This is a genomic window from Qipengyuania sp. GPGPB31 (genome assembly GCF_038396345.1).
Lineage (GTDB): Bacteria > Pseudomonadota > Alphaproteobacteria > Sphingomonadales > Sphingomonadaceae > Qipengyuania > Qipengyuania citrea.
Window position 1 is genome coordinate 427,750 of record NZ_CP149572.1, and the last position, 12,386, is coordinate 440,135.

Genomic DNA, 12,386 nt, shown 5'->3' on the forward strand with positions numbered 1-12,386 from the left:
CGCGGTGGGCGCCTAGCTGTTTTCCGCCCGGGCCGCCTGCGCAAGCAGGATCGCCCCGGCAATTCCCGCATTGGGGCCGAGCGCGGGGGCCACGATCGCGTGGCGGGCCCCGCCGGGCAGGTAACCCCGATCGAGGCGCGCTGCCGCTTCACGCGTGCGTTCCAGCAGGCCGGGGGTATGCATTACCCCGCCGCCCAGCACGACGATTTCGGCGGCGGTCATGGCGAAGATCGCGTGGCACAGCTGGCCGAGATAGGACGCAATGACCGCGTGCGCTTCGTGGTCGTCGGGCAGGTCGGACAGCGAGGCCCCCCAGCGCTGCAGGATCGCCGGCCCGCAGGCGAGCCCTTCGAGGCAATCGCCATGCGCAGGACAGATCCCTTCAAAATCGTCGTCTGCAGGATGCCGCCGCGGGAACAGGTGCCCCATTTCGGGATGCGCCGCGCCGTGCAGAGCCCGGCCATCGACAACCAGCCCGCCGCCGATCCCGGTGCCCACGGTGACATAGGCGAGCGAGGTCAGCTCGCGGCCGGCCCCGAAAGCGCTTTCCGCCAGAGCGGCGCCATTAACATCGGTGTCGAAGCCGACCGGAACATCGAATGCGCGCGCGAAATGGCCGGCAAGGTCGCAGCCCGACCAGCCGGGCTTGGGCGTGGTCCCGATATGGCCCCAGCTGCCGTCCGCCCGATCGACCACCGCCGGGCCGAAACTGGCGATGCCGAGCGCGGCCAGCGGACCCTGTTCGCGAAACCATGCTTCGGTCTGGCGCAGCGTGGCCTCGGGCGCGCGCGTGGGGAGGGCGTGGCGCGCGAGGATTTCGGTAGGCGAATGGCCGACTGCAAGGACGAACTTGGTCCCGCCCGCCTCGATCCCGCCGAACAGGGGCCGCGCGCCGGTCATGCGTCGATCGTCTGCAACAATTCGCAGCGGTCCTGCTTGATCGTCAACTGCAGCAGCGGCGCGGGGACGCCGCCGAAGCGGTCGGCCACCTGGGAATGGTCGCGCGGCAATTCGCGCCCGTCCATGCCCCAGAAATCGACGAAGCTCGACACGATCAGTTCGCGCGAGGCGAACCAGCTATAGCTCTGCATCGGCTCGTCGCTGGGATTGGCTAGCACCAGGCCGCTATGGTTCAGCGGGCGGTAGGGGCCGAACAGGCTGTCTGCGACCATGCCGTACATCCCGTTGGGGGCATGCCGCAGACCCGGGGCGAAGGTCGAACTCTGCGTTACCCAGAACAGGTGATAGCGCCCGTCGTGGAACACCACATGCGCGCGCTCGAGCTCGTTGTTGACGCCATCGGCGTGGACCAGCGGCGGCAACAGGTTCCACTGCGCCCCATCCTTGCGGGCAATGCCCACTGCGCCGTTGAATTCGCTCTGCGCATTGGCGAGCGAGGCGGTGAAGACCAGATATTCGCGGCCATCGGCGGGGTCGCGGAAATAGGCGGGGTCGCGGAACGCCTTGATCTTCCCGGCCTCGCCTTCGTGCGCGTCGGCAGGCTGGTAGTCATCGGTGATCACCGGCACCGACGGGGCCGGAACCGACCAGTCGACCGGCAGCCCGTCCTCTCGCATCCGCGCATGCGTTTCATAGAGCGCTTGCTGGTAACCGCCGGGCTTCTCGGCAGTGCCTGCGGCGGTGAAGTACAGGCTGACGATCGTGCCATCGGTAACGGCCGAACCCGCCCATTCGCGTTCGTAAGGCACTGCGCGATCGGGCAGCACGTCGCCGAGATCGGTCCAGCCATCCGGCTTGCGTTCGAGCAGGCGGATCTTGGCCTCGAAATGGCGCAGGCTGGGATCGCCCCGATCGGGTGCAGTCAGCGCCATCCACAATTCCCGGCCGCGGCAATCGGCGATCCACCCGTCGCGGTCCTGGATCGGCCACATGTCCCAATAGACGCGGTCGCGGTGGAGGTCGCTCCCGCGCGGCCGGGTGATTTCGGAAATCCGGTTCTCAGGACGCGGGTCGATCCTGCTGGCGTCTTCGCGTGTCCATACGCTTGTCATCTCAGCGTCCACAGATGGGAGGAAAGGGTGGGCCGACCGGGGGTAGGGGACCCGGCCGGCCCGGTGTCCTGACACTGGGTCAGAAGTCGATACGGGCGGAAGCGAGAATGCTGCGTCCGGCAATCGAACGGGCGCGGACCAGGCCATTGCCCGGGATCGCACCTTCTTCGGCTTCGGTGTAACCGTAGACGTCGAACAGATTGCTGGCATTGAGCGACAGCTCGAGCCGGTCCATCGGACGCACGGCGACGAAGGCATTGACCTGCGTATAGCCGGGCAGCTTCAGCTGGTTGTTGTCCTGCGTGTAGCTGTCCGTGGTGCCGATCGCGTTGAGGCCGACGGTGAAGACATCGTTCTCGTACTGCGCGGTCCCCTGGAAGACGAGATCGGCCTGGCGACGCGGCGTGTTGCCGATCACCGCGGCGTTGAGCGATTCCTTGATCTCCGCATCGGTCCAGGTGGCGCCGGCCGACAGCGAGAAGGGACCCACCGAATAGCTTCCCTCCAGTTCGAGGCCGAAGGCTTCATAAGTGTTGTCGGTCAGCCGCAGCGGGGCGATTTCGACATTGGTTTCGGCGGTCTCGGCATAGAAGGCGGTCGCGTAGAGATCGACATTGCCGCCCTGGTATTTCAGCCCGCCTTCGAGCTGGTCGACCGAGGCAATCACGCCGTTGTCGTCGTCGCCCGGCAGGCTGCCGTCCACCGCGCTGATCGCGGGGGAGAACAGGCTGCGGTCTGCCGTATGGCGGCCACCCTGGCTGTAGCGGGCGAACAGCGACAGGTCGTAGGTCAGCAGGTAGCTGGCGCCGACCGAGAAGGAGAAATAGTCGTAATCGTAATCGACCGGGCGGGCGTTGCCGAGCGGGAGCACGCCGGTCTGCGCTTCGGCGGGGCTGATAACCCCGTCATTGTCGAAGTCGAATGCGGTCACGCCAGCACCGAAACCGGTATCCGAGCCGGTGATCGTGCCCTTGGCGCTGCCGAAATCGTAGCGGATGCTGGCGTCGAAGGTCACGCGGTCGAAATCGAAGGCCAGCGAGGCGAAGGGCGCATAGGTGTCGTAGCGCACATCGTAATTGCGGCGGCAGCAATTGCCGAAGAAGCTGGCGCTGTAACCGGCCACGCCCGTATCGGTGACGACGTTGCCGCCGGCATCGACGATATCGACGAGCACCGAATTGCCGTCGCCTTCGACCGTCTGGACATAGGACGTCCACAGCCAGTCGGTGTCGATGTCCTGGCGGCTGCCATAGAAGCCCGCGGTGAAGGTCGCGCTGCCGCTGCCGACATCGAAATCCTTGGCGACCCGCAGATCGTTTACCAGGTAGTCGAGATCGTTCAGGCGGACGTTGAACAATACGACATTGGTCAGCAGGCCATTGCCGCCCAGGGTCGCCGGGTTGGCGACTGCCTGGCCCGCATCGGGGCCGCTGGCCAGAACGATGCTCGAACCGGCGCCGCCGATCCCATCGGCAATCGCCTGCGCATCGCCCACGCTGGCGGGGAAGGGCGAAACGAAGCTGCCGCTGTTGTCGGCGTAGCGGAAGCGGTTGGTCAGCGTCCAACCGGGGGCGAACTCGACTTCCGCCTCGACGCCGAATGCAGCGCTCTTGACCGACAGGCCGTCGTGGATGTCGTAAGTCGTCGGATTGTTGTCGCCATCGAGCGTCCGCGCCGCCGAGATGTACCGGCTGTAGAGCGACGCGGTGCGCGGGTCGAAATTGGCGATCGCGGTATACTCCGGATCGCTGTCGGTCCCGGTCACGGCCACCGGCTGCGGCAGGATCGTCGGCGTGCTGTCGTCGAGATACTTGCCGTGTACGCGGATGTAGCCGCCGTCGAATTCGGTGGTGAGGTTGGCCTTGATCTGGCCGCCTTCCTTGCCGTTGAAACCGGTGTCGCGAACGCCTTCGCCGGTGCGGTAGAAACCGCCGACATGGAAATAGCTGGTTGCGTCGAGCGCGCCGCCGTAATCGAAGTCGAGCCGGTAGGTTTCGTGATCGATGCCGATCGTGCCGGCAACCGCGCCGCCTTCTTCGAGCCCGGTCTTCGAGATGAAGTTGATCACCCCGCCCGGCGAGTTCGAGGCAAAGGTCGAGGCCGAGCCGCCGCGGACCGCCTCGACGCGGCCGACATTGCGATCGGCGCGCACGAAATTGTCGGCATTGCCGAACACGATATCGCCGAATTCGAGGACCGGGAGCCCGTCTTCCTGCAGCTGGATATAGCGCGCGCCGCCGGTCGAGACCGGAATGCCGCGAACCGCGATGTTGGCATTGCCTTCGCCGCCCGAGGCTTCCGAACGGATGCCGGGGATCTGGCGGATGAGATCGGCGGAAGAGCTGGGGTTGAGATCGGCGATCGATTCCGCGTCGAGCGCGCTGACCGAGACCGAGCTTTCCAGCCGGTTCTGGCCCTGTGCGACCGCGGTGACGAAGATGACATTGTCGCCGAGGACCGGGTCGCCATCGGCAGCGGGTGCGCCTTCCTGAGCGAAGGCGGGGGCGGATATCGCCGACAGCGCGACCCCGGCAGCAAGCACGTTGCGAAGTTTCATCATTGCTCTCCCAGATGGAATTCTTTCGATTCGCCCCTTAGACATACCGCTGGTGCAAACGTTTGCAATACTAAAATGCAAACGTTTGCAATCGGGCGTTGTTTGTGACACCAAATTGCTCGACGTCGCTGCTACAGGTGGGGCTGGGAGAGAGTACCGGATATGCAAGTCACAGGAAAACCGCGGCTTTCGCTGCTACGAATCATCGAGATGAACGTCGGCTTCTTCGGCTTGCAGTTCAGTTTCGGTCTGCAGCAGGCGAACATGGGGCCGATCTACGGCTTCCTCGGTGCGGACGAGGCGACGATGCCGCTGCTGTGGCTCGCCGGACCGATGACCGGCCTGCTTGTGCAACCGATCATCGGGGCAATGAGCGACCGCACCCAGTCGCGCTGGGGCCGGCGCACGCCCTATTTCCTGATCGGCGCAATCATCTGTTCGATCAGCCTGTTCCTGATGCCCTATTCCAGCGCGCTGTGGATGGCCGCCAGCCTGCTGTGGATCCTCGACGCCGGCAACAACATCACGATGGAACCCTACCGCGCCTATGTCGCCGACCGGCTGGTGCCCGATCAACGCGCCACCGGCTTCCTGACCCAGAGCGCTTTTACCGGCCTGGCGCAGACCCTGTCCTATCTTGCGCCGACGCTGCTGACCGCTTTCGTTGCCAAGGACGTGCTCGATGCGAATGGCATTCCCGTCATTGTGAAGATTGCCTTCATCATCGGCGCGATCCTCTCGATAAGCACTATTGTCTGGTCAGTCTGGCGGGTACCCGAATTGCCGATGACGGCGCAGGAAAAGGCGGACCTTGTCGGCAAGCCCATGACCGTCAAGGCGACGCTTGGTGAAATCGGCAGCGCGATCAAGGACATGCCCAGGGCGATGCGGCAGCTGTCGGTGGCGATGCTGTGCCAGTGGTATGCGATGTTCGCCTATTGGCAGTACATCACTTTCGCGGTCGGCCGTTCGATCTACGACACCTCCGATCCCTCCAGCGCGGCATTCAGGGACGCGACGCTGACGACGCAGCAGGCCGGGGCGCTCTACAATTTCATCGCCTTCCTCGGCGCGCTCCTGCTGATCCCGATCGTGCGCAAACTGGGCGCGCGGCTGGTGCATGCCATCTGCCTGACCGCGTCGGGCGCGGCGATGCTGCTCATCCCCGGGGTCGAGACACCCGCCGCGCTGTTCGTGCTGATGCTGGGTATCGGCATCGGCTGGGCAGGCATGATGGGCAACACCTACGTCATGCTGGCCGATGTCATCCCCCCCGAACGCAACGGCATTTACATGGGTATTTTCAACATGTTCATCGTGATTCCGATGCTTATCCAGACGCTGACCATGCCGCTGTTCTACGAACCGCTGCTCGGCAGCGATCCGCGCAATGTGCTGCTGCTTGGCGGAGTGCTGATGCTGGTCGGTGCGGTCGCGACAATGTTCGTTGACGCGGGCCGCCCGGTGCCCAAAAGCCTGCGGCCGGAGGCGAACTAGAACCCGATGTCCGAACCCACGCACGAAACCGCGCAGGAGCTCGCGCCGCCGCCCGAGCGCGCGCGCACGATCACCGATCTCGCCAGGATTGCCGGTGTATCGCCCGGTACGGTGTCGCGCGCGCTTGCGGGCAAGAGCCTGGTCAACGCCAAGACCCGCGAGCGGATCGAGGCGCTGGCGCGCGAACATGGCTTTCGCCTCAACCAGATGGCGAGCCGGTTGCGACGGCAGAAGACCGGCGTCATCGGCGTCGCCATCCCGCTCGGACACGACCGCCGGCAGCATATTTCGGACGCTTTCTTCATGACGCTGCTCGGCTATCTGGCGGACGAGCTTACCGAACGCGGCTATGACCTCATGCTGCGCCGGGTCATCCCCGATCGCGACGGGGACTGGCTCGATCGCTTCGTCGGATCGGGCATGGTCGACGGGGTTATCGTGATCGGCCAGTCGGACCAGTTCGAGCGGATAGAAGCTGCCGCGGCGCGCTTCCTGCCCATGGTGGTGTGGGGCAACCATCAGGAAGGCCAGCGCCATTGCGCGGTCGGGACCGACAATTTTGCCGGCGGGCGGCTGGCCGCCGAACGCCTGATCGCCGCGGGGGCGAGCACGATCGGCTTTCTGGGATCAACCGACCCTATCGAATTTGCCGCCCGTTACGCGGGGGCGAAGTCTGTTGCCGATGACAAGGGCGTCCCGATCCGTGCGCTGCCGACCCATCTCAGCCCCGAACACGCCGCCGACGAGATTGCAGCACACCTGGCGAGCGACATGGCGGGTATCGATGGAATCTTCGCCGCCTCGGACATGCTCGCGATTGCCTGTATGACCGAATTGCAGAAGCGCGGGATCGATGTGCCCGGGGGGATGAAGCTCGTCGGGTTCGACGATCTGCCCATTGCCTCGCAGACCCGGCCGGCGCTGACCACCATCCGGCAGGATATCGCTGCGGGCGCCGCGCGCCTCGCCGACCTCCTGCTGCGGCGGATGGGGGGCGAGAACACCGCGAGCGTGGTGCTTCCGCCCGAGCTTGTCGGCCGGCAGACCGCCTGACCGTACGCCGCGCCTGCGGCCACCGTCCTGCTTCCCACACGCTCTGGCGCGCTGAGCGGCATTCCTCGTGTCACACAGGAACGGCAGGGCGGGGGTCCCGTTAGTCTGGTGAACATGCAATCAGCAGCGCCAGCCGTCCGGATCCGCCGGGCGGGTTGGCGCTATGCAAGCGAGAAGGCCCCCCATGTCCCAGATACAGACCCGCAACCCGGCCACCGGCGAAGTGCTCGAAACCTACGAGGTGATGGGCGAACAGGAGGTGTTCGCCAAGATCGACAGCGCGCATGAAGCGTTCCTCGACTGGCGAAGCAAGTCGCATGAAGAGCGCGCGCCCTATCTCCGCAAGATCGCCGGAGTGCTGCGCGACAATTCGGAGCGTTTCTCTGAACTGATGACGCGCGAGATGGGCAAGCTGCTGCGCGACGGGAAGACTGAAGTCGAGCTTTGCGCGCGCTTGTTCGAATACGCTGCCGACAAGGGGCCGGAAGAGCTGGCCGACCAGGAGCGGACGCATAGCGGCGGCAAGAAGCGCGGTATCGTGACCTTCTCGCCGATCGGCGTGATCTACAGCGTACAGCCGTGGAATTTCCCGCTCTACCAGCCGGTCCGTGTGCTTGCCGCCAATCTGATCGCGGGCAATTCGGTAATCCTCAAGCATGCCTCGATCTGTACCGGTAGTGGGCTGCTGCTGCGGGATCTTTGCGAGGAAGCCGGCCTGCCCAAGGGCTTGTTCGATGTCATCATCGTCGGTCATGACCTGTCGGACAAGGTGATCGAACACAAGCTCATCCGCGCGGTGACCATGACCGGCAGCGACGGCGCCGGCAGCCATATCGGCGAACTGGCATCGAAGAACCTCAAGAAAACGGTGCTCGAGCTCGGCTCGAACGACGCCTATCTCGTGCTCGAAGACGCCGATATCGAAACCGCGGTCAAGACCTGCGTCATGGGCCGACTGTACAACAATGGCGAAACCTGCGTCTCGGCCAAGCGCTTCATCGTGACCGACGCGGTCTATGACGAATTCGTTTCCGCCTTCGTCGAACGGATGAAGGGCGTGACCATGGGCGATCCGACCAAGGACAACACGCAGCTCGGGCCGCTTTCCAGCAAGGAACAGTTCGACACGATCATCGAGCAGGTTTCCAAAAGCGTCGACCAGGGCGCCACGCTGCTTTGCGGCGGAGATCCCGCAGACGATGCCGGTTGCTATTATCCCGCCACCGTACTCGCCGACTGCAAGCCCGGCATGCCCGCGTATGACGATGAACTTTTCGGCCCGGTCGCATCGGTCATCCGCGCCAAGGACGACGAAGATGCGATGCGGATTGCCAATGACAGCCGTTACGGCCTCGGCGGAGGCATCTTTACCAAGGACGAAGACAAGGCGGTCCGCCTGGCCCGCGACCATTTCGACACCGGCATGGTCCGGATCAACTCGTTCGGCGCGGCCGACCCGAACATGCCTTTCGGCGGCGTGAAGGATTCCGGTTACGGCCGCGAACACGGCGGCTTCGGCATGAAGGAATTCGTCAATGCGAAGGCGATCTTCCTGCCTTCCTGAGCAGTGAATCGCCCGCACGCCCAAAAAGAAGTTCGAAGAATTATTATGCAAGTACTTGTAGCCGGCGCAACCGGTAACACCGGCGAGCGCCTCGTCCGCGAACTGCACGAGCGCGGGCTCAACCCCGTCGCAATGGTCCGCGAAAGCTCGGACACCTCGGGCCTGCCCGAGGGTGTCGCCCAGCGCCAGGCGGATCTCACCGACCTGTCCGACGACATCACCGAAGGCTGCGACGTCGTCGTGTTTGCCGCCGGTTCGGGCGGCGACACTTCGGCCGAAATGACCGACAAGGTCGACCGCGACGGGGCAAAGAAGCTGATCGACCTGTCGGTGGCGAACGGCGTGCGCCGGTTCGTCATGCTCAGCAGCATCGGCGCGGGCGACCCTGATCCCGACCATGAGCTGGGCCATTATTTGCAGGCGAAGCACGAAGCGGACGAACACCTCAAGGCGACCGATCTCGAATATGCGATCCTGCGGCCGGTCGCGCTGACCGATGAAAGCGGGACCGGCGAGGTCCGCCTGGGCGAGAATGTCGACCCCAAGGGCGAGGCTGCCCGGGGGGATGTCGCCAAATTGCTTGCTGATGCGGCGGAATCGCCGGAATGGGTCGGCAAGGCGCTCCATATGGAAAGCGTCGGCTGATCGCGGAAACGCTGCGCCATCGCTGCAACCGATAAGAAAGGGGCCCTGCCGCGTGAGCGGCGGGGCCCCTTTTCCTATTCGCCGAGCCGCGAAAAGCACCAAGGACATGGGTCAATGGTAGAGCGAGTTCGAAACTCGGAAAGGCTCGGGAAACGAGGAACGATATCGAAGGTCACGTGGCACAGTAGTTTCCCTGACTATCACTTAACCATCATTTGGGCTGTGCATGGCACTGCGACCGAATGATCGAGGATCGGGTGAAATTGTTGCAGCACATCGACAGGTTGATCGGATTCGAATCCGACGACGAGATTGCTGACAGGTTCAGCCGCGAACGCGTCAAGTCGGTCCGCGAAACAATTCACTATTACTACCTTACCATACTTGCTCCTTACGCCGGGCTGGCTTGGGTAACATGGGATCACCTGGTCACCCGGATCGTGGCGTGCATTCTGGCGCTGGCCGTCGCGTTTCGTTTCCGGCACTGGATGCTTCCGGTACCCGAAGGGAAAACCGAGGACGTCAATCGCAACGCCGCCCGGCTGACCGGTTTTATGGTGGTGCTGTTGTCCTGCACCCAGGCCGCGTTCTACCTTACGCTTGCCTTCGATCTCGACGGCATGGCCGACGGCACGCCGAGTTGGTTGCCCATCCTTGCGCTGGGTTTGCTAGCCGCACTGACCCAGGGTGCCGCACTCACCGGGATCATTTTCGCCTCGAGGGTGATTTTCTTCTGCTTCGTGATGCCGGTCGTCGCCGCGGTTCTCTATCTTTTCGCTGCATCCAATATCCCGGCTTCGGTCGCGACGGTCGTCCTTACGGCCGTCAATTTCTATATTGCCGAAACCAGTCACCGGACGCAGTTGCGGCTGTTCCAGGCCCAATACGATGCGGACGCGGCGTTGCTGCGAATGGAGCGCACCAATACCGAGCTGGCCGATGCGCGGCGCAACGCGCAATATCAGGCGGAAACCGACAATCTTACCGGATTGCGCAGCCGGCTGGCCTTCATCCACGACATCGAGGCGAAGCTCGACGGTGGGCAGTGCGGCCTGTTGGCGGTGATCGATCTCGACCGGTTCAAACCGATCAACGATCTGTACGGCCACCATGCGGGCGACATAGTCTTGCGCCAGGTCGCGCTTCGACTTCAGCGCGTTCTGCCCCAGGGAACGGTCGTGGGCCGTCTGGGCGGCGACGAGTTTGGCGTATTCATCGCGGGATCTTCCTGCCTCGCCGAACTGGGGCAATTGGTCGATGTGTGTGACAAGGCGCTAAGGCAGTTGTGCAAACCAATGCGTCTGGCGAATGCGCAGGTCAGCATCGGGGCGTGCGCTGGCGCTCGCTTGCTTGGCGAGGACGCCCCAGATGTCGACCAGGCGCTGCGCGATGCCGATGCAGCGCTTTATTTTGCCAAACGCAACGATATGATCGAGACGAAGCTGTTCGACGCAGAGATACGCGACAAGAACAAGCGTCTCCACGCGATCGAGACCGCGCTGCTCGAGGAGGGCGCGCTGGATCAGCTTTCGCTGGCCTACCAGCCGATCTTCAACCTGCGGACCGGACAGCTCTCGTCGTTCGAAGCGCTGGCGCGCTGGGAGCACCCGGTGCTCGGCAATATATCTCCGGGGCAGTTCATCCCGATCGCGGAGCGGATCGGCTGTATCCGGCCGATCACTCTCGCATTGCTTTCGCGCGCAGTGGACTTCGCTGCCGAATGGCCGGCATCGTGCCGTCTGTCGTTCAATCTAAGCGCAGCGCATATTTGCGGCGGCGACGCGGCGAGCGAAATCGTCGCCCTGATCAAGCAGAAGAATTACCCGGCCGAGCGTCTGCAACTGGAAATCACCGAGACCGCGATGCTGGTCGATTTCGCTACCGCCAGGCGCAATGTCGACATGCTGCGCGAGGCCGGATGCCGGGTGGCGCTGGACGATTTCGGCGCCGGTTTCGCCTCGCTGGTCTATCTGCGCGAGATTCTGCTTCGACAAGGTCAAGATCGACGGGTCGCTGATCAAGCGGGCGCGCCATCCTCAGGGGCGCGACATGCTCCGCGGGGTGGTGAAGATGATTGCCGCGATGAAGCTCGAAAGCGTCGCCGAATTCATCGCTACTTCGGGCGATCGGGAAACCGCGCGCGAGCTTGGTGCCGAGTTCGGGCAGGGCTATCACCTCGGTTATCCGCTCGACGAAGAGGGCACGCGGGACCTGCTGGCACAGTACCACTGGCCGCACAGCACGAAGGTGCGCAGCCTCGCAAACTGGGAACTCGACCGGCAGGAAGCGCTGGCACCGTCCGCGTGGCCGCTTCCGCTGACGCGCGAGAAATAGCACCGCCGAACGGGCGGCTTCGGCTCGGGACATCTCGCTCGCGCGCGCCGTTACAACATCGATTTTTTCAGCCAGCCCGTCAGAGTGGCTCATCACCTTTCCAAAGGTAAAGCTTGCTTGAGATATAGGTCCTATGGTCCGTATTGCGGTAATTCTTCCCAGCGAGATGGGTTGTCGCCGGATACGCTCACGAGATAGAGCGGCGGTTCTCTTCTTCACCCGACAAGGATCCGCATTTGCCCAAGCTATCGCATCTCGATCAGGACGGTCGTGCACGAATGGTCGATGTGGGGGACAAGCCGGTCACCGCGCGGCGCGCGCGGGCGCAGGGTCGCTTGTCGTGTTCTGCCGAAACGCTGGCATTGGTAGAGGAAGGCAAGGCCCCCAAGGGCAGCGTGATCGCAACGGCTGAGTTGGCCGGGGTAATGGCTGCCAAGCGCACGGCGGATCTGATCCCGCTGTGCCATCCCTTGCCGCTCAGCAAGATCGACGTCGCGATCGCCATGGACCTGAGCCTGCCCGGATTTATCGTTGAAGCCGTAGTCCGTACCGAGGGGCGAACCGGGGTCGAAATGGAGGCGCTGACTGCAGTATCGGTTGCCTGCCTTACGCTGTTCGATATGCTCAAGGCAGCCGACAAGGGCATGACCATCGGCGAAATCCGCGTGACCGAGAAGGAGGGCGGCGCTTCGGGCGCCTGGCAGCTCCCGCGATGACAGCTGCC

9 protein-coding genes are annotated in these 12,386 nt (G+C 63.9%); 6 read left to right on the top strand and 3 right to left on the bottom strand.

Translation table 11 applies throughout. The features are described from left to right. Positions 1 to 12 precede the first annotated feature (12 nt). The 3 genes from WKH79_RS02325 to WKH79_RS02335 form a co-directional block, all read right to left on the bottom strand. Positions 13 to 900, bottom strand: coding sequence for an ROK family protein (locus WKH79_RS02325; RefSeq protein ID WP_341859483.1), 888 nt, complete (start codon positions 898 to 900; stop codon positions 13 to 15). Continuing rightward, positions 897 to 2,012 (bottom strand): glycoside hydrolase family 68 protein, encoded by a 1,116-nt coding sequence (locus tag WKH79_RS02330; protein WP_341859484.1) that lies wholly within the window; start codon positions 2,010 to 2,012, stop codon positions 897 to 899. Before WKH79_RS02330 ends, WKH79_RS02325 begins: the two co-directional genes overlap by 4 nt. Before the next feature lie 79 nt (positions 2,013 to 2,091). Further along, on the bottom strand, positions 2,092 to 4,569 hold the full coding sequence (locus tag WKH79_RS02335; protein ID WP_341859485.1) for a TonB-dependent receptor: 2,478 nt from the start codon (positions 4,567 to 4,569) through the stop codon (positions 2,092 to 2,094). A 162-nt stretch (positions 4,570 to 4,731) separates the two neighbouring features. Between WKH79_RS02335 and WKH79_RS02340 the strand changes: the two genes are divergently transcribed. The 6 genes from WKH79_RS02340 to moaC all read left to right on the top strand — a co-directional run bounded on the left by WKH79_RS02340 (position 4,732) and on the right by moaC (position 12,378). Continuing rightward, entirely contained in the window at positions 4,732 to 6,066 is a 1,335-nt protein-coding gene (locus tag WKH79_RS02340) for an MFS transporter (protein ID WP_063506432.1), read from the top strand. A gap of 6 nt (positions 6,067 to 6,072) precedes the next feature. Further along, a complete protein-coding gene (locus WKH79_RS02345; protein WP_050599976.1) occupies positions 6,073 to 7,119 on the top strand; it encodes a LacI family DNA-binding transcriptional regulator in 1,047 nt (348 codons plus the stop codon). Positions 7,120 to 7,303: 184 nt separating this feature from the next. After that, entirely contained in the window at positions 7,304 to 8,683 is a 1,380-nt protein-coding gene (locus WKH79_RS02350) for an NAD-dependent succinate-semialdehyde dehydrogenase (protein ID WP_341859486.1), read from the top strand. Positions 8,684 to 8,728: 45 nt separating this feature from the next. Next, positions 8,729 to 9,328 carry an SDR family oxidoreductase gene (locus tag WKH79_RS02355; RefSeq protein ID WP_341859487.1) on the top strand — a complete coding sequence of 200 codons (600 nt, stop codon included), beginning with the start codon at positions 8,729 to 8,731 and terminating at the stop codon, positions 9,326 to 9,328. Positions 9,329 to 9,570: 242 nt separating this feature from the next. Next, entirely contained in the window at positions 9,571 to 11,772 is a 2,202-nt protein-coding gene (locus WKH79_RS02360; RefSeq protein ID WP_341859488.1) for an EAL domain-containing protein, read from the top strand. Positions 11,773 to 11,898: 126 nt separating this feature from the next. Continuing rightward, the gene (moaC, locus tag WKH79_RS02365) at positions 11,899 to 12,378 is read left to right on the top strand and encodes a cyclic pyranopterin monophosphate synthase MoaC (RefSeq protein WP_160767098.1); all 480 of its coding nucleotides are present in this window, start codon (positions 11,899 to 11,901) and stop codon (positions 12,376 to 12,378) included. Positions 12,379 to 12,386: the final 8 nt, after the last annotated feature.

What these genes read in the sequence shown, in the direction of transcription:
- WKH79_RS02325 (WP_341859483.1), bottom strand. Translation starts at nt 900, where the DNA reads ATGACCGGCGCGCGGCCCCTGTTCGGCGGGATCGAGGCGGGCGGGACC.
- WKH79_RS02330 (WP_341859484.1), bottom strand. Translation starts at nt 2,012, where the DNA reads ATGACAAGCGTATGGACACGCGAAGACGCCAGCAGGATCGACCCGCGT.
- WKH79_RS02335 (WP_341859485.1), bottom strand. Translation starts at nt 4,569, where the DNA reads ATGAAACTTCGCAACGTGCTTGCTGCCGGGGTCGCGCTGTCGGCGATA.
- WKH79_RS02340 (WP_063506432.1), top strand. Translation starts at nt 4,732, where the DNA reads ATGCAAGTCACAGGAAAACCGCGGCTTTCGCTGCTACGAATCATCGAG.
- WKH79_RS02345 (WP_050599976.1), top strand. Translation starts at nt 6,073, where the DNA reads ATGTCCGAACCCACGCACGAAACCGCGCAGGAGCTCGCGCCGCCGCCC.
- WKH79_RS02350 (WP_341859486.1), top strand. Translation starts at nt 7,304, where the DNA reads ATGTCCCAGATACAGACCCGCAACCCGGCCACCGGCGAAGTGCTCGAA.
- WKH79_RS02355 (WP_341859487.1), top strand. Translation starts at nt 8,729, where the DNA reads ATGCAAGTACTTGTAGCCGGCGCAACCGGTAACACCGGCGAGCGCCTC.
- WKH79_RS02360 (WP_341859488.1), top strand. Translation starts at nt 9,571, where the DNA reads ATGATCGAGGATCGGGTGAAATTGTTGCAGCACATCGACAGGTTGATC.